Below are 24,317 nucleotides of genomic sequence, written 5' to 3' on the forward strand. Positions count from 1 at the left end.
TGCCGGCTCCTCAGTAACCCAGGTAGGATTTGCGGATTTCTTCGTTGTTCGCGATGTCCTTGGCGTTGCCCGACATCACGATGCGCCCGGTCTCGATCACATAGGCCTGGTCGGCGAGCTCGAGCGCGAGCTGGGCGTTCTGCTCGACCACCAGGATCGACACCTTGTCCTCGCGATTGATCTTGCCGAGGATGCCGAACAGGTCGCGCACCACCAGCGGCGCCAGGCCGAACGAAGGCTCGTCCAGCAGCATCAGCCGCGGCCGCAGCATCAGGGCGCGGGCGACCGCGAGCATCTGCTGCTCGCCGCCCGAGAGCGTGCCGGCCTGCTGGGTATGCCGCTGCTTGAGAACCGGGAAATGCGCATACATGCGCTCGATGTCGGAGACGATGCCGGCGCTGTCCTTGCGGGTGATGGCGCCGAGCTGGAGGTTTTCCTCCACCGTCATGGTGGTGAAGGTGCCGCGGCCCTGCGGCACATGGGCGATGCCGAACCGCACGATGCTTTCGGTGGAGCGGTTGTTCAACGGCTTGCCGTCGAACTCGATGCCGCCGGTCGAGCGCACCATGTTGCAGATCGCGCGCAGCGTGGTGGTCTTGCCGGCGCCGTTGGCCCCGAGCAGCGTGGTCAGCGATCCCTCGCTGAGCGAGAAGGACAGGCCGTGGAGCGCCTGGACCTGGCCGTAATAGGCGCGCAGGTCCTTGACGTTGAGCAGCGTCGTCATTGGTCCTTGCTCCCGAGATAGGCCTTGATGACGTCGGGATCCGCCTGCACCTGGGCCGGCGTGCCTTCCGCGAGCTTCTTGCCGAAATTCAGCGCGACGACGTGGTCGGCGATCGACATCACGAGGCCCATGTGATGCTCGACCAGCAGCACGGTCATGTGGCGTTCGTCGCGGATGCGGCGGATGAGGTCGCCGAGCACGTAGACTTCCTCGTGATTGAGGCCGCCGGCGGGCTCGTCGAGCAGCAGGATCTTCGGATCGGCAGCGAGCGCGCGCGCCAGCTCGACGCGCTTCTGCGTGCCGAACGGCAGGCCCGACACGACGGTGTGGGCGACGTCCTCGAGATCGAGATAGGCGAGGATCTCATGCACCTTCTTGTTGACGTCGCTCTCGCTGCGGCGAACCCAGGCCAGCCGTAGCGAGTCGCTGATGATGTCGCTGGAGGTGCGGGCATGGGTGCCGACGCGGACATTGTCCATTACCGACAAATTCGGAAACAGCGCCACGTTCTGGAAGGTGCGGCCGATGCCGATCTCCGCGATCCGGTGCGGCGGGCGCGTCAGGATGCTCGCGCCCTCCATCAGGATGTCGCCGGACGACGGCTGGTACAGCCGCGAGAGGCAGTTGAAGAGCGTGGTCTTGCCGGCGCCGTTAGGGCCGATCAAGCCGAGGATCTGGCCCTTGTGCATGTCAAAGGACACGCCGTTGAGCGCGACGATGCCGCCGAACACGACGCTGACGTCGCGAACCGCGAGCAGGGGCGATGTCCCCTGCGCGAGCTGTGCCTGCGTCATCTCGTCTCGCCCACTCTGTTGGGTGAGCGAAGGAGCGATGTGAACCGCTCTCGATGACAACAAAGGCTATCTGATCCCCTCGGCCACACGCGCAACTTTCCCTCCTGATTTCAGCTTTTTGCTGACGTCTTTTTTGGAATGCGGCATCAGACCCCCAAGTGCCGCTTCGATGTTCCTTACCATCGCAAGCAGACGCGGTCCAATGTCGTTGATCAAACGCTCTTCCGTGAAGCGGAATGCCGGCGCGCCGCAATTGAATGCGTAAGGACCGGTTCCGTCGTTGAGCCTGAGCGCGACGCCGGCGGCGCCGATGTCGTCGTGCCAATCGCCGACCGAAATCGCAAATCCGTATTTCGCGACCGTCTCGCCGGAGCGTTCCAGCCCGTCGCGCATCTTGGGCCAGCGGCTGCCGTAATGTTCGCGCAAGACACGAGACAGTTCCGCCCGATCGTTCTCCTCGAGCGCCCAGAAATAGGCGCGGCCCATCGCGCTGGTTGCAATCGGCACGCGGGAGCCGACGTCAAGTTGAACGCCGACCGTCTCGCTGCCGCGGCTTTGCCCGAAATAGATCATGCTGTGACGGTCGCGGCCGCCGACGGCAACGGCTCCGCCGGTCGCGCGCATCATTTCCTCGCGGAACGGTTCGGACAAATGCCGAACGCCGAGATTGGATAACGCGGCGTAGCCGAGCGCCATCGCGGCCGGCGCAAGCTGATATTTCTCGAAGCGGGGAACCGGCGTCAGATAACCGAGCTTGGTCAAGGTATAGGTCAGCCGCGAAACCGTCGGCTTGGGCAGATTGGTGCGGGCTGCGATTTCCTGATTGCCAAGAAGTCCGTCGCTGGGCTGGAATGCGCGCAATACGTCTAGTCCGCGGGAAAGCGCGACGACGAAATTCCGATCGGTCGCTGTCTTCTTTCCTGTACGCTTCATCCCTGATCTGCTTCTTGCGCGGAGTCGTTGACAAGCCACGTGCTTCAAAATAACCCTGCCGTCAAGATGCGGAATTAAATTCCGCAGTGCGAAATTGAACAAAAGTTACCCCACCAAGGAGGGACACCGTGAGCGAAGTGGTCAAGCTTGAGCGTCATGACGAAGTCGGGATCGTCACGGTCGACAGCCCTCCGGTCAACGCGCTGAGCGCCGCGGTTCGCGGCGGAATTCTGGAATGCATCAAGGCCGCAATCGCCGATCCCGCCATCAAGGGCATCGTGCTGACCTGTGCCGGTCGCACCTTCATCGCAGGCGCCGACATCACTGAATTCGGCAAGCCGCCGAAGGCGCCCGCCCTTAACGACGTGCTTTCCGAGATCGAGAATTCACCAAAGCCGGTCGTGGCCGCGATCCACGGCACCGCGCTCGGCGGCGGCCTCGAGGTCGCGCTCGCCTGTCATTTCCGCGTCGCGGTGAAGGAAGCCAAGCTCGGCCTGCCCGAGGTGAAGCTCGGCCTGCTGCCGGGCGCTGGCGGCACCCAGCGCCTGCCGCGCGCGGTCGGACCGGAGCTCGCGGTCAAGATGATCGTCGGCGGTGATCCGATCGGTGCGGCGGAAGCGCTGAAGAACGGCCTGATCGAGGAGATCGTCGAGGGCCCGGCCGCCGGAGGAGAAGCCTTCGTACGAAAGTTGCTGGCTGAAAAGCGTCCGCTGCGCCGCCTGCGTGACGACGACTCCAAGATCGCGGCGGCCAAGGCCGATCGCTCGATCTTCACCAACGCGGTCGCCGCCATGACCAAGAAGGCGCGCGGCCTGGAAGCGCCGTTCGCGGCGGCCGACGCCGTCGGCTACGCCATCGACCTGCCGTTCGACGAGGGCCTCAAGAAGGAGCGCGAGGGCTTCCTGAAGCTCGTCGCCAGCGATCAGTCCAAGGCGCAGCGTTATGCCTTCTTCGCCGAGCGCGAGGCCAGCAAGATCGCCGGCGTTCCTGAGGGGACCAAGCCGCGGCCCGTGAACCGCGTCGCCATCCTCGGCGCCGGCACGATGGGCGGCGGCATCGCGATGTCCTTTGCCAATGCCGGCGTTCCCGTCACCCTGATCGAGACCGGGGAGGAGCAGCTCAAGCGCGGCATGGGCATCATGCAGAAGAACTGGGAAGCGACCGCGGCGCGTGGTGGCATCCCGGCGGACGCGCCCGCCAAGCGCATGGCGCTGATCAACGGCGTCGTCGGCATCGAGAACGTCGGCGACGCCGACCTCGTCATCGAAGCCGTGTTCGAGACCATGGCGGTGAAGAAGGAAGTGTTCGGCAAGCTCGACCAGTACGTCAAGCCTGGCGCCGTGCTCGCCTCCAACACCTCGTACCTGAACATCGACGAGATCGCGAAGTCGACCAAGCGTCCGCAGGACGTGCTCGGCATGCACTTCTTCTCGCCCGCCAACGTCATGAAATTGTGCGAGATCGTGCGCGCCGACAAGACCGCGCCGGATGCCCTTGTGACCGCGGTCTCGATCGCGCGCAAAATCGCAAAGGTGCCGGCCGTGGTCGGCGTCTGCGACGGCTTTGTCGGCAACCGCATGCTGGCCCAGCGCGGCAAGCAGTCGGAGAAGCTGCTGTTCGAAGGCGCGCTGCCGCAGCAGGTCGACGCCGTCGTGACGAAGTTCGGCATGCCGATGGGGCCGTTCGCAATGGGTGACCTCGCCGGCCTCGACATCGGCTGGCGCTCGCGCAAGGACCGCGGCATCAAGTCGGAGATCGCGGATGCGCTCTGCGAAGCCGGTCGCTTCGGCCAGAAGACCGGCAAGGGCTATTACAAATACGAAGCCGGCTCCCGTTCGGCGCTGCCGGATCCGGAAGTCGAGAAGCTGATCGACGAGACGCTGCTTCGTTTGGGCCGCAAGAAGCGCGTCGTCAGCGACGACGAAATCCTCGAACGCATGATGTATCCGATGATCAACGAGGGCGCAAAGATCCTGGAAGAAGGCATCGCCGCGCGCCCGTCCGATATCGACGTGGTCTGGCTCTATGGCTATGGCTGGCCGATCTACCGCGGCGGCCCGATGTTCTGGGCCGACACCGTCGGGCTCAAGCACATCGCCGATCGTCTCTCTTTCTACGCGAAGGAGACCAACGACCCCAGCCTCGAGCCCGCGCCGCTGCTGAAGAAGCTCGCGGCCGAAGGCAAGACGTTTGCGTCATTGGCCGCGACATCAAAGGCGGCTTGATGGAGCCTTGCGCTTCAATTCTCAGTCATTCCGGGGCGCCCCCAGGGCGAACCCGGAATCTCGAGTTTCCGGGTTCGATGCTTCGCATCGCCCCGGAATGACTGTCTGTGGTTTAAGGAAGCTATGACCCATCCCGGCGAACAGTTTTATCCCGAGGGCGTGCGCTGGGACGACACCATCGTCCAGGGCACGCTCCCCGACCTGCTGGCAAAAGCCGCGGCCGAGTACGGACCGCGCACCGCGCTGGAATTCCGGGATCGTCCGATCAGCTACACCGAGCTCGCCGCGATGGCCGAGCGCGCAGCCGCCGCCTTCCTGCGCGCCGGCTACGGCAAGAACAGTTCGGTCGCGCTGTTCCTCGGCAATACGCCGGACCATCCCGTCAATTTTTTCGGCGCGCTGAAGGCCGGCGCCCGCGTCGCGCATCTCTCACCACTCGACGGCGAGATCGCGCTGACGCACAAGGTCTCCGATTCCGGTTCGCGCCTGCTCGTCACCACCAACCTCGCGGCGCTGCTGCCGACCGCGCTGAAATTCCTGGAAAAGGGCCTGATCGACCGCCTGGTCGTCTGCGAGGAGGACAGTTGGGGCAAGGTCGGCACGCCGCAGGCACCGATCCCCGATGATCCCCGCATCGTCACCTTCAGGGCCTTCGTCGAGGGCGCGACTGCGCCGGCGCAGTGGCCATCCGTGACGACCGACGACGTCGCGCTGCTGCAATATACCGGCGGCACCACCGGCCTGCCCAAAGGCGCCATGCTGACGCACGGCAACCTCACCTCGGCGGTGTCGATCTTCGACATCTGGGGCAAGCCGTCCCGAGCTGCGCGTGGCGACGTGGTCGAGCGCGTGATCGGCGTGCTGCCGCTGTTCCATATCTATGCGCTGAGCCTCGTGCTGCTGTGCTCGCTCCGCCGCGGCTATCTGATCTCGCTGCATCAGCGCTTCGATGTCGAAGCCGTGATGCGCGACATCGAGGTCAAGCGCGCAACCTATTTCCCGGGCGTGCCGACGATGTGGATCGCGATTGCAGCGCTCCCGGATCTCGAGAAGCGCGACTTCTCCTCGCTCAGCACCATTGGCTCCGGCGGCGCGCCGCTGCCGGTGGAGATCGCGAGTTTCTTCGAGCGCAAGGTCGGCAAGAAGCTCAAGAGCGGCTGGGGCATGACCGAGACCTGCTCGCCGGGCACCGGCCACCCGCCGGTTGGTCCCGACAAGCCGGGCTCGATCGGCCTGATGCTGCCCGGCATCGAGCTCGACGTCGTCGCGCTGGACGATCCGACGCGCGTATTGCCGCCGGGCGAAGTCGGCGAGATCCGCATCAAGGGCCCGAACGTCATCAGGGGCTATTGGAACAAGCCCGAGGGATCCGCCGAGGCCTTCGTCGACGGCCGCTTCGTCACGGGCGACATCGGCTATGTCGATAGCGACGGTTATTTCTTCCTGGTCGACCGCAAGAAGGACATGATCATCTCCGGCGGCTTCAACGTTTATCCGCAAATGATCGAGCAGGCGATCTATACCATACCAGGCGTGCACGAGGTGATCGTGCTCGGCATTCCCGACTCGTATCGCGGCGAGGCCGCAAAAGCCTTCATCAAGCTCAGGCCCGGCGCAAAGCCGTTCTCGCTCGACGAACTGCGCGCGCAGCTCGCCGGCAAGCTCGGCAAGCACGAAATGCCGGCGGAGGTCGAATTCGTCGACGATCTGCCGCGCACGCCGGTCGGAAAGCTGTCGCGCCATGAGTTGCGCCAGCAGCAGAAACCATCACAATCCGCCCAACTTGCCACCCGACTTGCATCAGGAGATCGCTCTTGACCGACGCCGTCATCGTTTCCACCGCCCGTACCCCGATCGGCAAGGCCTATCGCGGCGCGCTCAACGCCACCGAGGGCGCAACCCTGCTCGGCCACGCCATCGGCGAAGCCGTCGCGCGCGCCAAGATCGATCCCAAGGAGGTCGAGGACGTCGTGATGGGGGCGGCGCTCCAGCAGGGCGCGACCGGCGGCAACATCGCGCGCAAGGCGCTGCTCCGTGCCGGTCTCCCCGTCACCGTCGCCGGCACCACCATCGACCGGCAATGCGCCTCGGGCCTGCAGGCGATCGCGCTCGCCGCACGTTCGGTGATTTTTGATGGTGTGGAGATCGCGGTCGGCGGCGGCGGCGAGTCCATCTCGCTGGTGCAGAACGAAAAGATGAACGGCTTCCATGCGCAGGACCCGGCGCTGCTCGAGATCAAGGGCGAGGTCTACATGCCCATGATCGACACCGCCGAAATCGTCGCCAAGCGCTACGGCATCTCGCGCGAGAAGCAGGACGAATATTCGCTGGAGAGCCAGCGCCGCACCGCCGCGGCCCAGCAGGGCGGCAAATTCAAGGACGAGCTCGCGCCGATCACCACCAAAATGGCGGTGACCGACAAGGCGACGGGTGCAGTCTCGTTCAAGGACGTCACGCTCTCGCAGGACGAGGGCCCGCGCCCCGAGACGACCGCTGAAGGCCTCGCCGGCCTCAAGGCCGTGCGGGGCGAGGGTTTCAGCGTCACCGCCGGCAATGCCAGCCAGCTTTCGGACGGCGCCAGCGCGAGCGTGATCATGAGCGACAAGGAAGCCGCGAAGCGCGGGCTGAACCCGCTCGGCATCTTCCGCGGCTTCGTCTCCGCCGGCTGCGAGCCGGACGAGATGGGCATCGGCCCGGTGTTCGCGGTGCCGCGCCTGCTCAAGCGTCAGGGCCTCACCGTCGACGACATCGGCTTGTGGGAGCTCAACGAAGCCTTCGCGGTGCAGGTGCTGTATTGCCGCGACAAGCTCGGCATCGATCCCGACAAGATCAACGTCGACGGCGGCGCGATCGCGGTGGGCCATCCCTACGGCATGTCGGGCGCGCGTCTCACTGGCCACGCTCTGATCGAAGGCCGCCGCCGCAAGGCGAAGTATGCGGTCGTCACCATGTGCGTCGGCGGCGGCATGGGCGCGGCGGGGCTTTTTGAGGTGTTGCAGTAATTGCGTCGTCCCGGCGAAAGCCGGGACCCATACTCCGCAGCAGGAGTTTGGTGCACGAACAACAATGGCCTTCGCAAACCAACGAAGGCCGGTGGTTATGGATCCTGGCTTTCGCCAGGACGACACATTCACAGGAGGATCCGATGGATCTCGCATTCACGAAAGAAGAGCAGGCGTTTCGCGAAGAAGTGCGGTCATTCTTCCGCGACAACGTGCCGCCGGATACGCGGCGCAAGCTGGTCGAGGGCCGCCACCTCTCGAAGGACGAGATGGTGACGTGGTGGCGCATCCTCAACAAGAAGGGCTGGGGCGTCAGCCACTGGCCCAAGCAATATGGCGGCACCGGCTGGACCTCCGTGCAGCACTACATCTTCAACGAAGAGCTGCAGTCCTATCCGGCGCCGCAGCCGCTCGCCTTCGGCGTCAGCATGGTCGGTCCCGTGATCTACACCTTCGGCAATGAGGAGCAGAAGAAGCAGTATCTGCCCCGCATCGCCAATGTCGACGATTGGTGGTGCCAGGGCTTCTCCGAGCCCGGCTCCGGCTCCGACCTCGCCTCGCTCAAGACCAAGGCCGAGCGCAAGGGCGACAAGTGGATCATCAACGGCCAGAAGACCTGGACGACGCTCGCCCAGCACGCCGACATGATCTTCTGCCTCTGCCGCACCGACCCGTCCGCCAAGAAGCAGATGGGCATCTCCTTCATCGTGTTCTCGATGAAGTCAAAGGGCGTCACCGTGCGTCCGATCCAGACCATCGACGGCGGCGTCGAGGTCAACGAGGTGTTCTTCGACGACGTCGAAGTGCCCATCGAGAACCTGATCGGCGAGGAGAACAAGGGCTGGGATTACGCGAAATTCCTGCTCGGCAATGAGCGCACCGGCATCGCCCGGGTCGGCGTCTCCAAGGAGCGGCTCCGCCGCATCCGCGATCTCGCCGGTAAGGTCGAATCCGGCGGCAAGCCGATCATCCAGGACGCGGCCTTCCGCGACAAGCTCGCGGCCTGCGAGATCGAGCTCAAGGCGCTCGAGCTGACGCAGCTCCGCGTCGTCGCCGACGAAGGCAAGCACGGCAAGGGCAAGCCCAATCCGGCGTCCTCCGTGCTGAAGATCAAGGGCTCCGAGATCCAGCAGACCACCACCGAGCTGCTGATGGAAGTGATCGGCCCGTTCGCCGCGCCCTACGACGTGCACGGCGACGACGGCTCGAACGAAGCCATGGACTGGACCGCCCAGATCGCGCCGAGCTACTTCAACAACCGCAAGGTCTCGATCTACGGCGGCTCCAACGAGATCCAGCGCAACATCATCGCCAAGGCGGTGCTGGGGCTGTGATCGTACACTATCAACACGCACTCACCGTCATGGCCGGGCTTGACCCGGCCATCCACGCCTAGCGCTACGAAAGAACGTGGATGCCCGGCACAAGACTGGGCATGACGACATCGATACCGGAGAGCAAAGAACATGGATTTTGATCTGAACGAGGAGCAACGGCTTCTCAAGGAAAGCATCGACGGCCTCTTGACCGATTCCTACGATTTCGAGAGCCGCAAGAAGTACATGAAGGAGAAGGGCGGCTGGAGCAAAGCGGTCTGGGGCAAGCTCGCAGAGCAGGGCCTGCTTGGTCTGCCGTTCGCGGAGGCCGATGGCGGCTTCGGCGGCGGCGGCGTCGAGACCATGATCGTGATGGAAGCGCTCGGCAAGGCGCTGGTGCTCGAGCCTTATCTCGCCACCGTCGTGATCGGCGGCGGCTTCCTGCGCCATGCGGGCCGCGACGCGCAGAAGGCCGCGCATGTGCCCGGCATCGTTGACGGCAGCAAGACGCTCGCCTTTGCCCAGCTCGAGAAGAACTCGCGCTACGATCTCTTCGACGTCACCACGACGGCGAAGAAGAAGGGCGACGGTTGGGTCATCGACGGCGAGAAGTTCGTCGTGCTCAACGGCGAGAACGCAGACACCCTCATCGTGACCGCCCGCACCAAAGGCGAGCGGCGCGACAAGAGCGGCATCGGCGCGTTCCTGGTGCCGGCCGACGCCAAGGGCGTCGCCAAGAAATCGTACCCGACCCAGGACGGCCTGCACGCTGCCGACATCACCTTCACCGGCGTCGAAATCGGTGCCGATGCCGTGCTCGGCAATCCCGACGATTCGCTTGCGCTGATCGAGCGTGTGGTCGACGAAGCCCGCATCGCGCTCTGCGCCGAAGCGGTCGGCCTGATGGACGAGTCTCTGAAGACAACGGTCGAGTACATCAAGACGCGCAAGCAGTTCGGCGTGCCGATCGGCTCGTTCCAGTCGCTGCAGCACCGCGCCTCCGACATGTTCGTCGCCACCGAGCAGGCGCGATCGATGTCGATGTTCGCGACCATGGCTGCTGATTTCGAGGACGCCAAGGAGCGCAGCAACGCCGCTGCCGCGGCCAAGGTGCAGATCGGCAAGTCGCTGAAGTTCGTCGGACAGCAGGCGATCCAGCTCCACGGCGGCATCGGCATGACCATGGAGGCGAAGATCGGCCACTACTTCAAGCGCCTGACCATGATCGAGAACAGCTTTGGTGACACCGACTACCACCAGCGCCGCGTGGCGGATGGTGGCGGGTTGATCTAAGCGCCGCCACCGTCATTGCGAGGAGCGCAGCGACGAAGCAATCCAGATTTTCTCGGCCGAAAGATCCTGGATTGCTTCGCTTCGCTCGCAATGACGCAGTCAACGGAATCAACGGAGCCCAACAACAATGAAAAACACCCCGTTCGATCTCACCGGCAAGGTTGCCGTGGTCACCGGCTCCAGCCGCGGCATCGGCCGCTCCTCCGCCGAGCTGCTCGCAAAGCTCGGCGCCAAAGTGGTTGTTTCCTCGCGCAAGGCCGATGCCTGCAAGGCAGTCGCCGACGGCATCAAGACGGCTGGCGGCGACGCCACCGTCATCCCCTGCAACATCGCGCGCAAGCAAGAGGTCGAGGCGCTGATCGCGGGTGCGACCAAGCATTACGGCAAGATCGACATCCTCGTCTGCAATGCCGCGGTCAACCCGTATTACGGCCCGCTGCTCGACATCACCGACGAGGCCTTCGACAAGATCATGGGCAGCAACGTCAAGAGCAACATCTGGCTCTCCGCGCTGGCGATCCCGCAGATGGCGGAGCGTGGCAACGGCTCCGTCGTCATCATCTCCTCGATCGGCGGCCTGCGCGGCTCGACCGTAATCGGCGCCTACGGCATCTCCAAGGCCGCCGACTTCGCGCTGTGTCGTTCGCTCGCCGGCGAATGGGGCCCGAAAGGCGTCCGCGTCAACTGCATCGCGCCCGGCCTCGTCAAGACCGACTTCGCCCGCGCGCTGTGGGAAGACGAAGCAAATCTAAAGCGCCGCACCGCCACCACGCCTCTTCGCCGCATCGGCGAACCCGACGAAATCGCAGGCGCAGTCGCCTACCTCGCCTCCGACGCGTCGAGCTTCATGACCGGACAGACCATCGTCATCGACGGCGGCGTGACCACGGCGGCGGCGTAGGTCTCTCAGCTCGTCGTCCCGGCCTAGTGCGCAATTGCGCACGGGGGCCGGGACCCATAACCACAGGGAGTGGTTTGGCGAAGACTGGTCATGCTGGATCGGCATCGTGCGCAATCGATGAATCACGCGGTATGGGTCCCGGCCTTCGCCGGGACGACAGCTGAGCCCGTCTTGACCTTCCCGCCCTAATCCGCTCCCTTTGGCGAAACACAATAGCCCCTCACCGGACAACGCCGGGACAACGCCAAAGAAACCCCAAGGTTTGCCGCCATGTCTTTCGTCCTCGCCATCGACCAGGGCACCACCTCCTCGCGCGCGATCGTGTTTCGCGGCGACATTTCCATTGCGGCCAAGGCGCAGGCCGAGTTTCCGCAGCATTTCCCCGCCTCGGGCTGGGTCGAGCACGAGCCGGAGGACATCTGGACCTCGACCGTGACGGTCTGCCGCGACGCGATCGCGCAGGCCGGCATCAGCGCAAAGGACATCGCCGCGATCGGCATCACCAACCAGCGCGAGACCACCGTGGTGTGGGACCGCGCCACCGGGCAGGCCGTGCACCGCGCCATCGTCTGGCAGGACCGCCGCACCGCCGACATCTGCGCCAAGCTGAAGGCCGACGGCCGCGAGCCCGTGATCTCGCAAAAGACCGGCCTGATCATCGATCCCTATTTCTCCGGCACCAAGGTTGCATGGATTCTCGACCACGTCCCCGGCGCGCGGGCGCGAGCCGCGCGCGGCGAATTGATGTTCGGCACCGTCGATTGCTATCTGCTGTGGCGCCTCACCGGCGGCAAGGTGCACGCCACCGACGCCACCAACGCCTCGCGCACGCTGCTGTTCAATATCCACACCGGCGAGTGGGACGACGAGCTCTTGGAGATCATCGGCGTGCCGCGCTCGATGCTGCCCGAGGTGAAGGATTCCTCCGCCCGTTTCGGCGAGAGCACGCCGGACCTGTTCGGCGGCGCGATTGCGATCTCCGGCATCGCCGGCGACCAGCAGGCCGCGACCATCGGCCAGGCCTGCTTCCGTCCGGGCATGATGAAGTCGACCTACGGCACCGGCTGCTTCGCCCTGCTCAACACTGGCACCACGCCCGTGGCCTCGAAGAACAAGCTGCTCACCACCATCGCCTACCAGCTCGGAGGCAAACGCACCTACGCGCTCGAAGGCTCGATCTTCGTCGCGGGCTCGGCGGTGCAATGGCTGCGCGACGGTCTCGGCATCATCAAGCACGCCGCCGAGACCGGACCTCTCGCCGATCAGTCCGACTCCATGCAGAGCGTCTATCTGGTACCGGCCTTCGTCGGCATGGGCGCGCCATACTGGAATCCGCGCGTCCGCGGCGCGCTGTTCGGCCTCACCCGCAACACGGGCCCGGCCGAGCTCGCCCACGCCGCGCTCGAAAGCGTCTGCTACCAGACGTTTGACCTTTGGGCCGCGATGCGCGCGGACTGGCCGAGCTCGGAAACGGCCAGCGTCGTGCTGCGCGTCGACGGCGGCATGACCGCATCCGACTGGACCATGCAGCGCCTCGCCGACCTGCTCGACGCGCCGGTCGATCGCCCCGTGATCCAGGAGACCACGGCGCTGGGTGCCGCCTATCTCGCGGGCCTCGAGGCCGGCGTCTATCCGGAGCCGACCAAATTCGCGGACAACTGGCGGCTGGAGCACCGCTTCAAGCCGAACATGAGCCAGGCGACAAGGGAGCGGAAGCTCGCGGGATGGGCGAGGGCGGTGAAAGGCGTGCTCGCGAGCGACGAGGGCGAGGGTTAGGCCGTCTCGTAGCCCGGATGGAGCGCAGCGAAATCCGGGGTTCTCTCCACGGGCACAATTCCCGGATTACGCTGCGCTCCATCCGGGCTACAAGAAACAACAAAGGGAGCACCAACAATGAACACGGATTTCAACCGGGTCATCCAGAAGCTTTTTGGCGCAGCGATCTCCGCCGCGCTGCTCACCTCGACCGCCATCGCGCGTGAGAAGCCGGACCCGCTCGGAAGCGCGCGTCAGGTCAAGACCGACGTCGCCGGTCTCAACGCTCCCGCGCAGATTCTGGTCGATGTCTGGGGCATCCCCCACATCTATGCGGGTAATGAGCACGACCTGTTTTTCCTGCAAGGCTTCAACGCCGCGCGCGACCGGCTCTGGCAGATCGATCTCTGGCGCAAGCGCGGGCTTGGTCTGCTGGCCAAGGATTTCGGCCCGGCCTATGCCGAACAGGACAAGGCGCTGCGGCTCTTTCTCTATCGCGGCGAAATGAATGCGGAATGGGCGGCTTACGGCCCCAAGGGGAAGACCTATGCGGATGCATTCGTCGCCGGGGTCAACGCCTATGTCGCCGACGTGCGCGCGGGCAAGCGCCCGCTGCCGATCGAGTTCAGGATCGCCGGCACCAGGCCGGATCCGTGGACGGCGGATGACATCGTCCGCATCCGCAGCCACGGCTTGACGCGCAATGTCGCCTCCGAGGTCAAGCGCTCCTTGGTCGCCTGCGCGGCCGGCCTCGATGCCGATCGGTTTCGCGTCAAGCTCGAGCCGGCGTGGACGACGAAGGTGCCGGATGGTCTCGATCCCTGCAGCGTGCCGAAGGCCGTGCTGGCGCCTTACGACCTGGCGACGCGCCCGGTCGTCTTTGCCGCGCCGAAAGATCGCCAGGCCGCACTTGCGCACGATCCGGACAAATACCTCACCGAGGCCGACCAGCAACGCGACACCATCGGCTCCAACAATTGGGTGATCGCGGCCTCGCGGACCGCGACGGGACGGCCGATCCTCGCCAACGATCCGCATCGCGAGCACAGCGTGCCGTCGTTGCGCTACATCGTCGGCCTCAATGCGCCCGGCCTCTCCGTGATCGGTGCGGGCGAGCCGGCGCTGCCCGGCATCTCGATCGGCCACAACGGCACCATCGCCTTCGGTCTCACCATCTTCAACGTCGACCAGGAAGACCTCTACGTCTACGAGCTCAATCCGCAGAATCCCAACCAGTACCGCTATGGCAGTGGCTGGGAGGACATGCGCATCGTCCACGAGAAGGAGCAGGTGAAAGGCGAAGGCGATCGCGATCTCGAGCTGAAATTCACCCGGCATGGTCCGGTCATCTATGTCGACGACGCCAGCAAGCGCGCCTTCGCCGTGCGCTCGATCTGGTTCGAGCCCGGCACCTCGGCCTATTTCGGCTCCTCCGACTACATGACCACGAGGGATTGGAACGGATTCCTCGGCGCCATGCGGCGCTGGGGCGCGCCGTCCGAGAATCAGGTCTATGCGGACACCAAGGGCAATATCGGCTGGGTTGCCGCCGGCAAGACGCCGCGGCGCGCCAACTATGATGGCCTGATGCCGGTGCCCGGCGACGGCCGCTACGAATGGCAGGGTTTTCTCTCGCTCGACGAACTGCCCAAGGCCTATCAGCCCAAGCAGGGCTTTCTCGCCACCGCCAACCAGATGAACCTGCCGGCGGATTATCCCGTCAGCGAACGCAAGGTCGGTTTCGAATGGGCGGACAGTGCGCGCTGGCAGCGCATCACCGAGGTGCTGCAGGCCAACAGCAAGGTGACGCTGGCCGACGCCATGGATTTGCAGAACGACGACACCACGATGTTGGGGCGGCGGCTCGTCAAGCTGCTGCAGCCGCTCACTTCGGACGATGCCAACGTGAAGAAGGGCCTCGAATTGCTCAAGCCGTGGGATGCGCGTGATGCCGCCGACAGCGCCGCTGCCGCATTGTTCGAGGTCTGGATCGCCAATCATCTTGGACCGGTACTGTTGAAGACCACGGCGCCCAAGGCCGCCGACCTGATCGCGCCCGAGGCGTCCAGCATTTCGGCGCTTGTCGCCTTCCTGGAATCTCCGGACGCGTCGTTTGGCTCCGATCCCGCCGCCGCGCGCGACCAGATCCTGCGCGACAGCCTCGGCGCCGCGGTGGCCGATGTGGCGGCCAGGCTCGGGGCCGATTCCTCAACCTGGCGCTGGGGCCGCCTGCACGTCGCGAAATTCGACCATGCTCTGATGCCGCTTGCCGACAAGGCGACGGCCGCTCAGCTCTCGGTCGGTCCGCTGGCCTACGGCGGCGCCGCCAATGTGCCGCGCGCGGCCACCTATCGCCGCACCGATTATCAGCTGTTCGCCGGCGCCTCGTTCCGCATGGTGCTCGACGTCGGCAATTGGGATGCGAGCCGCACCATCAACACACCGGGCCAGTCGGGCGATCCCTTCAGCGGCCATTATCGCGACCTCGCGCCGCTCTGGGCGACCGGCCAGTATGTGCCGCTGCTGTACAGCCGCGCTGCGGTCGAGGCGGCGACGGCGGAGGCGATCACGCTGGCGCCGCGGTGAATGAGGCGTATCCACAAACTCCGCCGTCGTCCTGGCGAAAGCCAGGACCCATAACCACCGAGCTAAGTTGTCTTGGACCGCTGGTCGCCCTAGCCTGCCGCAACAGCGACCAGCTGTGGTAATGGGTCCTGGCTTTCGCCAGGACGACCCGGAATGTGTGGCCAGCGTTCAGCTTCAAAGGGACGCATCCCATGATCCTCCCCGACGGCTATTCCGACATTCCCGCCGGCAAGATCGCTGCCGTCGTCACCCATCTCGAGATGACCGCGCGCCCTGCGCGCCGCAGCGATCCGCCTGGCACATGGACCCTGCGCAAGGTCGGTACCCCCGCGCTTCATTGGTATCGCGACCTCCATCGCCGCGTCGGCGAGGAGTGGTTGTGGTTTTCGCGGACGCGCATGAACGACGCCGAGCTCGCCGCAAACATCCACGCACCGGGCGTCGAGATCTATGCGCTTGTCGTGGACGGCAACGATGAAGGCCTGCTGGAGCTGGACTTTCGCGAGGCCGGCCAGTGCGAGTTCGTGTATTTCGGCGTCACGGCAAAACTGATCGGCAGTGGTGCTGCCCGCTTCATGATGAACCGTGCACTTGAGCTCGCATGGTCACGCGCCCTGTCCCGCGTCTGGGTGCACACCTGCACGTTCGATCATCCGTCCGCCGTCGCCTTCTACCAGCGCTCGGGCTTCCGTCCGTTCCGCCGCCGGATCGAGATCGCCGACGACCCGCGGCTCGATGGCACGGCGCCGCGAACCGCGGCGAAGCATGTGCCGATCATCGAATAGTGCGTAGTTGCCTCCCCACTGTCATTGCGAGGAGCCCTTGCGACGAAGCAATCCAGACTGTTTCCGTGGAAAGATACTGGATTGCTTCGCTGCGCTCGCAATGACGGAGTGTGGCGCTGTCGTCGCGTTTTCATTCGGGCTACGCGCTCCCAAGTTGACGCGACGCAAGCAATCAAGCCTCGGAAGCGTAGCCCGGATGGAGCGCAGCGCAATCCGGGACAGTGTCCCCGCATTTCGCTCCGCTCCATGCGGGCTACTCCTCAAAACACCTCCTGCTTCGCCCGTGCCAACGAAAACCCCCGCTGCATCGCATTCAAGCACATCAACCCCGTCTGCTCCGACCGACAGGTGAATCCCGCCCGCTGCCACACATCGCCATAGGCGAGCACCGGCAGTGACGGGTCCATGATGGTGTCGCCAGCGCAGATGCGGCCTGCGGCTCCCTTCGCGCTCATCTCGAAGGCGTTGCCCCATTCCAGCTCGCAATCGGCCGGACGGCGCGGCCGCGTCTCCAGGTTCATGATGTCGCAACGGAGCACGCCTTGGTCATCCCTTTGGCCATTCTCTGTGAAGAACTGGCAGGCGATGTTTTTCGACGGCGTCTGGAAGCCGATGGGACGGTCCTGCGCGTGGACGCCGTGGCCGGTCAGGGCAAGCAGGATCGGCGTCAAGACGAGTCCGCGATACCCTATCATGCGAAGCTCGCTAGCCGTTGAAATTGACTGCCGTGGTGTTGGCGCCGCAAACCAGCACCGCGACCCGCTCGCCGGGTGAGGGACGATAGCGACCGGAGAGCAAGGCGGCAAAGGCGGCCGCGCCACCAGGCTCGGCTACCAGGCGCAGGCTCGACCACAACGCCGACTGCGCCTGCCTGATCGCATCGTCGGTAACCAGGACGACGCGCTCGACATGGGCCCGCGCAATCGGAAACATCAATTGCCCGACACGTCGCGGGGCGAGGCTGTCGGCAGCAATGCCACCCGCGGGCGCATCGACCGGCGCGCCCGCCGCGAAGGCGGCGTGAAGCGTGGGCGATTGCTCCGGCTCGACCGCGACGATGCGCGTCCTGCCGGCACTCCAGGCTGCCATACCACCGATCAGGCCGCCGCCGCCGACTGCAACCAGCACCGTGTCGATGCCCGCTGCATCCTGCTCCAGCTCCATGCCGACGCTGCCCTGACCGAGCAAGGTCTCGACCTGGTCGTAAGCATGCACCGCCATGGCGCCGGTCTGCGCGACATGGGTTTCGCTCGCGGCGAGCGCGTCGGCATAGCGGCTGCCCGCGACCACGAGTTTCGCGCCATAGCCTCTGATCCGCTCGGCCTTGGCCGGCGAGGTGATGTCGGGCACGAAGATCGTGGCGGGAACGCCGAGCCGCTGCGCCGCGTAAGCCACCGCCGCACCATGATTGCCGCCCGATGCGGCGACGACCCCGGCCTCCGGCACCTGCCGCAACAGCAGGTTGGCGAAGGCGCCGCGCGCCTTGAACGATCCGGAATGCTGCAGCATCTCGAGCTTGAAAATGACGGGCGAAGCCGGCAGGCCAAAATCGGCGAGATCGGCCTCAACGAGCGGCGTGCGCCGTATGTGCGGACGGATGACGGCCTCGGTCGCCGCGATCCGCTCCCGATTGATGTCCATTGTTGCTGCCATGATGCCGTCCTTGATAGCGCATCCGGCAGGCGCTGTCGCGGCGCCGTTGCATCCGGCGCAATGCTCCACTTCCATGATTTTGCTTGCGCCACTGCGGCCTTGCCGTGGAAACTGATCGACCCTGCCTCGTCCAAAAGCCAGAGAAGAGCGCAAAACCATGTTCCTGATCGGCCAATACGACTCCCCCTTCGTCCGCCGCGTCGCGATTGCGCTGCGGCTTTACGGGTTCGCCTTCGAGCATCGGCCGTGGTCGACCTTCGGCGATGCCGACAAGATCGCGCCCTATAATCCGCTGCGCAGGGTGCCGACGCTGGTGCTCGACGACGGTGAGGCGCTGATCGAGAGTACGGTCATCCTCGATTATCTCGACGAATTGGTAGGGCCGGAGAAGGCGATGCTGCCGCGCTCCGGCGCCGAGCGCCGGCGTCATTTGCGCATCTGCGCGCTCGCCTCCGGTCTCGGCGACAAGGCCGTGAGCCTGCTCTACGAGCGCGTGTTGCGGAAGGAGCAGCTTGCGCTGTGGGTCGAGCGGTGCGAGGCGCAGATCGCGGACGTGCTGGCAGCGCTGGAGGCCGAGCGCGCCAAGGTGACCACGCCATACTGGCTGGGCGAGCGCATCGGCCACGCCGACATTGCGGTGGCCTGCGTCGTGCGCTTCACCCGCGAGGCGCACCCGCTTCTGTTCGAGCCCTCGCGCTATCCGGCGCTGTCGGCGCATGCCGACGCGTGCGAGGCGCTGGCGCCGTTCCAGGAGATCGTGCAGCCACTGTCACCGCCGAAGGGGTGAGCCGTTTTCAATCTCTCCCGCGGGCGGCAGGGCAATCGCATATGAGGAAGCATATGGCTGGGAGCTCGGCTGCGGCCATCCTTCGAGACGCCCGCCTGCGGCGGGCCCTCAGGATGAGGGATGCGTATGCGGCAGCATCTTCAACGCAGGTCGCTGCAGCTGAGCCTCATCCTGAGGAGGCCGCGAAGCGGCCGTCTCGAAGGACGAGGCGCTCGCTCGGGCGCCGCTGAGACGTCATATGCGGTTGCCCTTCCGCTCGCGGGGAGAGGCGAAGGGCGCCGCTACGCGAACCCGATCTTGATCAGGATAATCAGGAAAAGGCCGCCGACGACCGCGCAGACCGCGGCGCCGATCAGCGGACCCAGCGCGCCTTTCCGGCTTGCGGGCTCCAGCACGGCCTGGCCCGGCTGGTCCGGATCGTAATAGACCTTAACGCTCTTCCCGGGCCGGTATTTCGCCGCGCCCTCTTCGGCGACCTCGCGCAGCCCGGAGATCATGGTGCCGTTCCAATCGACTTCGGTGCCGATGAAGTCGCGCTTGCCGACCCTGTAGGCGTAGCGCAAGTCGACCTGATAGCGGTGGACGAGCTTTGACGTCGTCGGTCGATTGTCGTGCTCGGTCTTCTCCTCGACGATTTCCTCGATCACGTCGCAATGGGTGATCCTGCCGGCAGCGGTCGGCCAGCGCAGGCTGGCGCTCGCCAGCCGGCGCGTCCGGACATAATCGGCGGCGAGGAACACCCCGCCCACGAGCACGATGATCGGCACCGCGAACGCGAACAGCGGCACGCCCTTGTCGGCGTAGAGCACGTGGCCTGCGAACGAATGCGCGGTCAGCGTGGCGGCGATGATGCCGAACACCATTGTGAACGCCACCAGTGCTGCGACGTTCTGCGCGGCGGCGGGCTCCAGCAGCGCCTCGGTCGGTTGCTTCGGATCGACGTGGACGTCGACATGGGCGCCGACCGGATAGCGTCCGGTCAGTTTTGCGGCCAGGACCCTCGTGGTGATGACGGTGCCGCCGACAAAGACCTTGTCGCCTTCCAGCTCCTGGCCGCCGGCCTGATAGCGATAACGGATGATGGGCTTGGCGTCGTTCCGATCGTCCGAGGAATGCGTCGCCGGCTGGTCGACCTGGGAGACCGTGATGATGCCCTCCACCTTGTCCCAACTCCGCGCCGCCACCATCCGGCCTCGCATGCGGATCAGGTTGAACAGCGTCAATCCAAACAGCAGCACGGCGATGCCGGCGGCAATCTGGGTCCACATCAATTGTTGGGCGTTCAGCATCCGATTCCCCTGCGCTTCGGCGGCGACCGCCATTGGTCGCGGCGAACGCGCGTTGCGTTCACGGCATGGTGGGTCGTGGGGGCGCAACGCTCCGCGAGAATGCGAAACGTTTGGATATGTGAGTTGGAGAGGCGATGCCCTTGCCCACACTCCGTCATTGCGAGCGCAGCGAAGCAATCCAGAATCTCTCCGCGGAGACACACTGGATTGCTTCGCTGCGCTCGCAATGACGAGATCGGGGTGGAGAGCCTCTACCGTTCAACGGGCGAGGTTTGCGATGATGAAACAATACAGGTGTTTTGCCCGACGGAGCAAGTCTTTTTCGGGTAAGAAGAAATTCTGCAGGCTTTTCAACCCCATCGCTACTGTGCATGGGGTTGTTTTCGCATTTTTCGTTTGGAGGGCGCCTAGCCCGCGCCCGCGCGCTTCTTCTGCCAGACCAGGTGCACCGCGCAGGTGCAGCCCGGCGGATGCGAGGCAAGCTCCTTCGACGTTTCGTCGTTGGCCGGTGTTGCCGCGAATGCCGCCTTGTCGGCCGTGCCCTCTCGCGCCGGGATGTAGTTCAGGATCGGCGCGAGCCAGCGCTCGGTCTCGGCGACGCTCATGCCCTTCCGCGCAGCATAATCCTCGACCTGATCGCGCTCGATCTTGCCGACGCCGAAATAGTAGCTCTCCGGATTGGCGAGATAGAGCCCCGACACGGAGGAGCCCGGCCACATCGCAAAGCTCTCGGTCAGCTTCACGCCGGCGGTGTTCTCGGCGTCGAGCAGCTCGAACAGCGTGGCCTTCTCGGTGTGATCGGGCTGCGCGGGATAGCCGGGAGCGGGACGGATGCCCTGGTACTTTTCGAGGATCAACTCGTCGGTCGAGAGCGTCTCGTCCGGCGCATAGGCCCAGAACTCGCGGCGCACGCGGGCATGCATGCGCTCGGCGAAGGCTTCGGCGAGGCGGTCGGCCAGCGCCTTGCACAGGATCGAGGAGTAGTCGTCATTGGCCATCTTGAACCGATCGGCGACTACATCCTCGCCGATGCCGGCGGTGACGACGAAGCCGCCGACATAATCGGGCACGCCGGTGCCTACAGGCGCGACGAAGTCGGACAGCGCCGCATTGAAACGGCCCTCGCGCTTCTCGAGCTGCTGGCGCAGCGTGTGCAGCGTCGCGATCGTCCTGGTCCGGCTCTCGTCGGCGTAGAGCACGATGTCGTCGCCCTGCGCATTGGCCGGCCAGAAGCCGACGGTGGCGCGCGCGCGGAACCATTTCTCCTTGACGATCAGGTCGAGCATCTTGCGCGCGTCGTCGTAGAGCGAGCGCGCGACTTCGCCGACCTTGGCATCGTCGAGGATGGCGGGGAACCGCCCGGCGAGCTCCCAGGTCTGGAAGAACGGCGTCCAGTCGATATAGGGCACCAGCTCGGCGAGATCGTAGTCGTCGAAGCTTCGGGTGCCGAGGAAGGTCGGCTTCACCGGCTTGTTCGCAGCGAAGTCGACCGGCACGCGGTTGGCGCGGGCGGTCGCCAGCTTCAGCCGCTTCTTGTCGGCCTGGGCGCGCATATGCGCATCCGAGATCTTTGCGTATTCGGCGCGGACTTCGGCGGCATAGGCTTCGCGCCTCTCGGGCGACAGCAGAGCAGACGCAACACCAACCGCGCGGCTGGCGTCGTTGACATGCACCACGGGGCCGGCGCGATAGCTCGGGTCGATCTTCACCGCGGTATGCACGCGGCTCGTGGTGGCGCCGCCGATCAAGAGCGGCAGCTTGAGGCCTTCGCGCTGCAATTCTGCGGCAAAGAAGGCCATCTCGTCGAGCGAGGGCGTGATCAGGCCGGACAGCCCGACGATGTCGGCCTTCTCCGCCTTCACGGTTTCGACGATCTTCGCCGCCGGCACCATCACGCCGAGGTCGATGACCTCGTAATTGTTGCACTGGAGCACGATGCCGACGATGTTCTTGCCGATGTCGTGGACGTCCCCCTTGACGGTCGCGAGCACGATCTTGCCGGCGGACGAGGAGCCTTCCGTGCCGATGCCGTTGGCGAGATTGCGCGCCTTCTCCTCTTCCATGAACGGCATCAGCCAGGCGACAGCCTGCTTCATCACGCGGGCCGACTTCACCACCTGCGGCAGGAACATCTTGCCGTCGCCGAAGAGATCACCGACCACGTTCATGCCGGCCATCAGCGGCCCCTCGATCACGTCGAGCGGGCGCTTCGAAGCCTTGCGGGCCTCCTCGGTATCCTGCTCGATGAACTCGGTGATGCCGTGCACCAATGCGTGCGACAGCCGCTTCGCCACCGGCCATTCGCGCCAGGCGAGATCGGCTTCCTTGGTCTGGGTCTTGTTGCCGCGGAATCTTTCCGCGAGCGCCAGCAGACGCTCGGACGCACCGGGGTCGCGGTTGAGGATGACGTCCTCGCACACCTGGCGCAATTCGGGATCGATGTCGTCATAGACGATCATCTGCCCGGCATTGACGATGCCCATGTCCATGCCGGCCTTGATGGCATGATACAGGAACACCGAGTGCATGGCCTCGCGCACCGGCTCGTTGCCGCGGAACGAGAACGACAAATTGGACACACCACCAGAAATGTGCGCGCCCGGCAGATTCTTGCGGATCCAGCGCGTCGCCTCGATGAAGTCGACGCCGTAATTGTTGTGTTCCTCGATGCCGGTTGCGATCGCGAAAATATTCGGATCGAAGATGATGTCTTCCGGCGGGAAGCCGACGCGGTTCACGAGGATGTCGTAGGCGCGTTTGCAGATCTCGGTCTTGCGGGCGAACGTGTCGGCCTGGCCGACCTCGTCGAACGCCATCACCACGACGGCCGCGCCGTGGCGGCGGGCGATCTTGGCCTCGTGAATGAACTTGTCCTCGCCTTCCTTCATCGAGATCGAATTGACGACCGGCTTGCCCTGCACGCATTTCAGGCCAGCCTCGATCACGGAGAATTTCGAGCTGTCGACCATCACGGGCACGCGGGCGATGTCGGGCTCGGCGGCGACGAGGTTGAGGAAGGTCACCATCGCGGCTTCCGAGTCCAGAAGGCCCTCGTCCATGTTGACGTCGATGATCTGCGCGCCGTTCTCGACCTGGTCGCGCGCGACCTGCAGTGCGGCGGTGTAGTCGCCGGCGGTGACCAGCTTGCGGAAACGGGCGGAGCCGGTGACGTTGGTGCGCTCGCCGACGTTCACGAAGGGAATGGCGTCGGTCAGGATGAACGGCTCGAGGCCGGAGAGCCGCAAGCGAGGTTCGATCTCCGGCACGATGCGCGGCTTGTGCGGCGCGACCGCAGCCGCGATCGCCGCGATATGGTCCGGCGTGGTGCCGCAGCAGCCGCCGACGATGTTGACGAGGCCATCACGCGCGAACTCGCCGACCAGGCGGGCCATGTATTCCGGGGTCTCGTCATACTGGCCGAACTCGTTGGGCAGGCCGGCATTGGGATAGGCACACACAAGCGTGTCGGCGACGCGGCCGATATCGGCGATATGCGCGCGCAGATCTTCCGCGCCGAGCGCGCAGTTGAAACCGATGGTGACGGGCTTGGCGTGCTGCACCGAATGCCAGAACGCTTCCGGCAACTGGCCGGACAGCAGGCGGCCGGACTTGTCGGTGATGGTGCCCGACACCATCACCGGCATGTCGATGCCGCGTTCTTCCGTGATCTCGGCGATCGCATACAGCGCCGCCTTGGCGTTGAGCGTGTCGAAGATGGTCTCGACCAGCAGCAGATCGACGCCGCCGTCGAGCATGCCGTTGATCTGCTCGCCATAGGATTTGCGTAAGTCGTCGAACGCGACGGCGCGGTAGCCGGGATTGGACACGTCGGGCGAGATCGAGGCGGTGCGGTTGGTCGGTCCGATGGCGCCGGCGACGAAGCGCGGCTTGCCGTCCTCGGCCTCGACGCGGCGCGCGGCGTTGCCGGCGAGGCGGGCGCCTTCGCGCGCCATCTCGTAGACGATGTCGGCGAGGTCGTAATCGGCCTGCGCGATCGAGGTCGTGGAGAAGGTGTTGGTGGCGACGATGTCGGCGCCGGCCCGCAAATAGGCGGCGTGGATGTCCTCGATCGCCTGCGGCTGGGTCAGGATCAGGAGGTCGTTGTTGCCGCGCAAATCGCGATGGAAGTTCTTGAAGCGCTCGCCGCGGAAGGCGGCCTCGTCGAACTGCAGGTTCTGGATCATCGTGCCCATGGCGCCGTCGAGCACGAGAATGCGCTCGCGCGCGGCGTTGAGCAGGGCGGTTCGCTTGGGAGAGGTGGATACGGTCATGCT

17 protein-coding genes are annotated in these 24,317 nt (G+C 65.2%); 10 read left to right on the top strand and 7 right to left on the bottom strand.

Annotated elements, in window-relative coordinates; all coding sequences use genetic code 11:
• Nucleotides 1-10: 10 nt before the first annotated feature.
• From AC0L3J_RS13825 to AC0L3J_RS13835, 3 genes are all read right to left on the bottom strand, one after another.
• Nucleotides 11-724 (bottom strand): ABC transporter ATP-binding protein, encoded by a 714-nt coding sequence (locus AC0L3J_RS13825; protein ID WP_007599709.1) that lies wholly within the window; start codon nt 722-724, stop codon nt 11-13.
• Entirely contained in the window at nt 721-1,518 is a 798-nt protein-coding gene (locus tag AC0L3J_RS13830; RefSeq protein ID WP_007599710.1) for an ABC transporter ATP-binding protein, read from the bottom strand. Before AC0L3J_RS13830 ends, AC0L3J_RS13825 begins: the two co-directional genes overlap by 4 nt.
• Before the next feature lie 66 nt (nt 1,519-1,584).
• Entirely contained in the window at nt 1,585-2,451 is an 867-nt protein-coding gene (locus tag AC0L3J_RS13835; RefSeq protein WP_007599713.1) for an IclR family transcriptional regulator, read from the bottom strand.
• A gap of 128 nt (nt 2,452-2,579) precedes the next feature.
• Between AC0L3J_RS13835 and AC0L3J_RS13840 the strand changes: the two genes are divergently transcribed.
• The 9 genes from AC0L3J_RS13840 (at nt 2,580) to AC0L3J_RS13880 (ending at nt 16,314) form a co-directional block, all read left to right on the top strand.
• Complete coding sequence (locus tag AC0L3J_RS13840) at nt 2,580-4,676, top strand: 3-hydroxyacyl-CoA dehydrogenase NAD-binding domain-containing protein (protein ID WP_473347359.1); 2,097 nt, start codon at nt 2,580-2,582, stop codon at nt 4,674-4,676.
• 123 nt (nt 4,677-4,799) lie between these two features.
• Nucleotides 4,800-6,494, top strand: a complete 1,695-nt coding sequence (pimA, locus tag AC0L3J_RS13845) for a dicarboxylate--CoA ligase PimA (protein WP_456766352.1) — start codon at nt 4,800-4,802, stop codon at nt 6,492-6,494.
• A complete protein-coding gene (locus AC0L3J_RS13850) occupies nt 6,491-7,678 on the top strand; it encodes an acetyl-CoA C-acyltransferase (protein ID WP_473347360.1) in 1,188 nt (395 codons plus the stop codon). The genes pimA and AC0L3J_RS13850 overlap by 4 nt, the downstream gene beginning before the upstream one ends.
• 143 nt (nt 7,679-7,821) lie before the next feature.
• Nucleotides 7,822-9,012, top strand: coding sequence for a pimeloyl-CoA dehydrogenase large subunit (gene pimC / locus AC0L3J_RS13855; RefSeq protein ID WP_473347361.1), 1,191 nt, complete (start codon nt 7,822-7,824; stop codon nt 9,010-9,012).
• Between the two features lie 132 nt (nt 9,013-9,144).
• Nucleotides 9,145-10,287, top strand: coding sequence for a pimeloyl-CoA dehydrogenase small subunit (pimD, locus tag AC0L3J_RS13860; RefSeq protein ID WP_473347362.1), 1,143 nt, complete (start codon nt 9,145-9,147; stop codon nt 10,285-10,287).
• Nucleotides 10,288-10,414: 127 nt separating this feature from the next.
• Complete coding sequence (locus AC0L3J_RS13865) at nt 10,415-11,188, top strand: SDR family NAD(P)-dependent oxidoreductase (protein ID WP_473347363.1); 774 nt, start codon at nt 10,415-10,417, stop codon at nt 11,186-11,188.
• 270 nt (nt 11,189-11,458) lie between these two features.
• Entirely contained in the window at nt 11,459-12,964 is a 1,506-nt protein-coding gene (glpK, locus tag AC0L3J_RS13870) for a glycerol kinase GlpK (protein ID WP_473290322.1), read from the top strand.
• A gap of 117 nt (nt 12,965-13,081) precedes the next feature.
• Entirely contained in the window at nt 13,082-15,529 is a 2,448-nt protein-coding gene (locus AC0L3J_RS13875) for a penicillin acylase family protein (protein WP_473347364.1), read from the top strand.
• Nucleotides 15,530-15,720: 191 nt separating this feature from the next.
• On the top strand, nt 15,721-16,314 hold the full coding sequence (locus AC0L3J_RS13880; protein WP_473347365.1) for a GNAT family N-acetyltransferase: 594 nt from the start codon (nt 15,721-15,723) through the stop codon (nt 16,312-16,314).
• Nucleotides 16,315-16,574: 260 nt separating this feature from the next.
• Here AC0L3J_RS13880 and AC0L3J_RS13885 read toward each other — a convergent pair whose 3' ends face one another.
• A complete protein-coding gene (locus AC0L3J_RS13885) occupies nt 16,575-16,985 on the bottom strand; it encodes a DUF6636 domain-containing protein (protein ID WP_473347366.1) in 411 nt (136 codons plus the stop codon).
• A 34-nt stretch (nt 16,986-17,019) separates the two neighbouring features.
• Nucleotides 17,020-17,967 (bottom strand): threonine/serine dehydratase, encoded by a 948-nt coding sequence (locus AC0L3J_RS13890; protein ID WP_456766345.1) that lies wholly within the window; start codon nt 17,965-17,967, stop codon nt 17,020-17,022.
• A gap of 157 nt (nt 17,968-18,124) precedes the next feature.
• Between AC0L3J_RS13890 and AC0L3J_RS13895 the strand changes: the two genes are divergently transcribed.
• On the top strand, nt 18,125-18,754 hold the full coding sequence (locus AC0L3J_RS13895) for a glutathione S-transferase family protein (RefSeq protein WP_456766344.1): 630 nt from the start codon (nt 18,125-18,127) through the stop codon (nt 18,752-18,754).
• 281 nt (nt 18,755-19,035) lie between these two features.
• Here AC0L3J_RS13895 and AC0L3J_RS13900 read toward each other — a convergent pair whose 3' ends face one another.
• Both AC0L3J_RS13900 and metH read right to left on the bottom strand, forming a co-directional pair.
• Nucleotides 19,036-20,043: a DUF3592 domain-containing protein gene (locus tag AC0L3J_RS13900; protein ID WP_473347367.1), complete on the bottom strand. Its 1,008-nt coding sequence runs from the start codon at nt 20,041-20,043 to the stop codon at nt 19,036-19,038.
• A 407-nt stretch (nt 20,044-20,450) separates the two neighbouring features.
• Complete coding sequence (gene metH / locus AC0L3J_RS13905; protein WP_473347368.1) at nt 20,451-24,314, bottom strand: methionine synthase; 3,864 nt, start codon at nt 24,312-24,314, stop codon at nt 20,451-20,453.
• Nucleotides 24,315-24,317: the final 3 nt, after the last annotated feature.

The organism is Bradyrhizobium sp. Kon37 (genome assembly GCF_055807535.1).

Bases quoted from the DNA above. Each gene is read 5' to 3' on its own strand.
- AC0L3J_RS13895 (WP_456766344.1), top strand. From the start codon at position 18,125: ATGTTCCTGATCGGCCAATACGACTCCCCCTTCGTCCGCCGCGTCGCG.
- metH (WP_473347368.1), bottom strand. From the start codon at position 24,314: ATGACCGTATCCACCTCTCCCAAGCGAACCGCCCTGCTCAACGCCGCG.
- pimA (WP_456766352.1), top strand. From the start codon at position 4,800: ATGACCCATCCCGGCGAACAGTTTTATCCCGAGGGCGTGCGCTGGGAC.
- AC0L3J_RS13835 (WP_007599713.1), bottom strand. From the start codon at position 2,451: ATGAAGCGTACAGGAAAGAAGACAGCGACCGATCGGAATTTCGTCGTC.
- AC0L3J_RS13875 (WP_473347364.1), top strand. From the start codon at position 13,082: ATGAACACGGATTTCAACCGGGTCATCCAGAAGCTTTTTGGCGCAGCG.
- AC0L3J_RS13865 (WP_473347363.1), top strand. From the start codon at position 10,415: ATGAAAAACACCCCGTTCGATCTCACCGGCAAGGTTGCCGTGGTCACC.
- AC0L3J_RS13880 (WP_473347365.1), top strand. From the start codon at position 15,721: ATGATCCTCCCCGACGGCTATTCCGACATTCCCGCCGGCAAGATCGCT.
- AC0L3J_RS13825 (WP_007599709.1), bottom strand. From the start codon at position 724: ATGACGACGCTGCTCAACGTCAAGGACCTGCGCGCCTATTACGGCCAG.
- AC0L3J_RS13890 (WP_456766345.1), bottom strand. From the start codon at position 17,967: ATGGCAGCAACAATGGACATCAATCGGGAGCGGATCGCGGCGACCGAG.
- pimD (WP_473347362.1), top strand. From the start codon at position 9,145: ATGGATTTTGATCTGAACGAGGAGCAACGGCTTCTCAAGGAAAGCATC.
- glpK (WP_473290322.1), top strand. From the start codon at position 11,459: ATGTCTTTCGTCCTCGCCATCGACCAGGGCACCACCTCCTCGCGCGCG.
- pimC (WP_473347361.1), top strand. From the start codon at position 7,822: ATGGATCTCGCATTCACGAAAGAAGAGCAGGCGTTTCGCGAAGAAGTG.
- AC0L3J_RS13830 (WP_007599710.1), bottom strand. From the start codon at position 1,518: ATGACGCAGGCACAGCTCGCGCAGGGGACATCGCCCCTGCTCGCGGTT.
- AC0L3J_RS13900 (WP_473347367.1), bottom strand. From the start codon at position 20,043: ATGCTGAACGCCCAACAATTGATGTGGACCCAGATTGCCGCCGGCATC.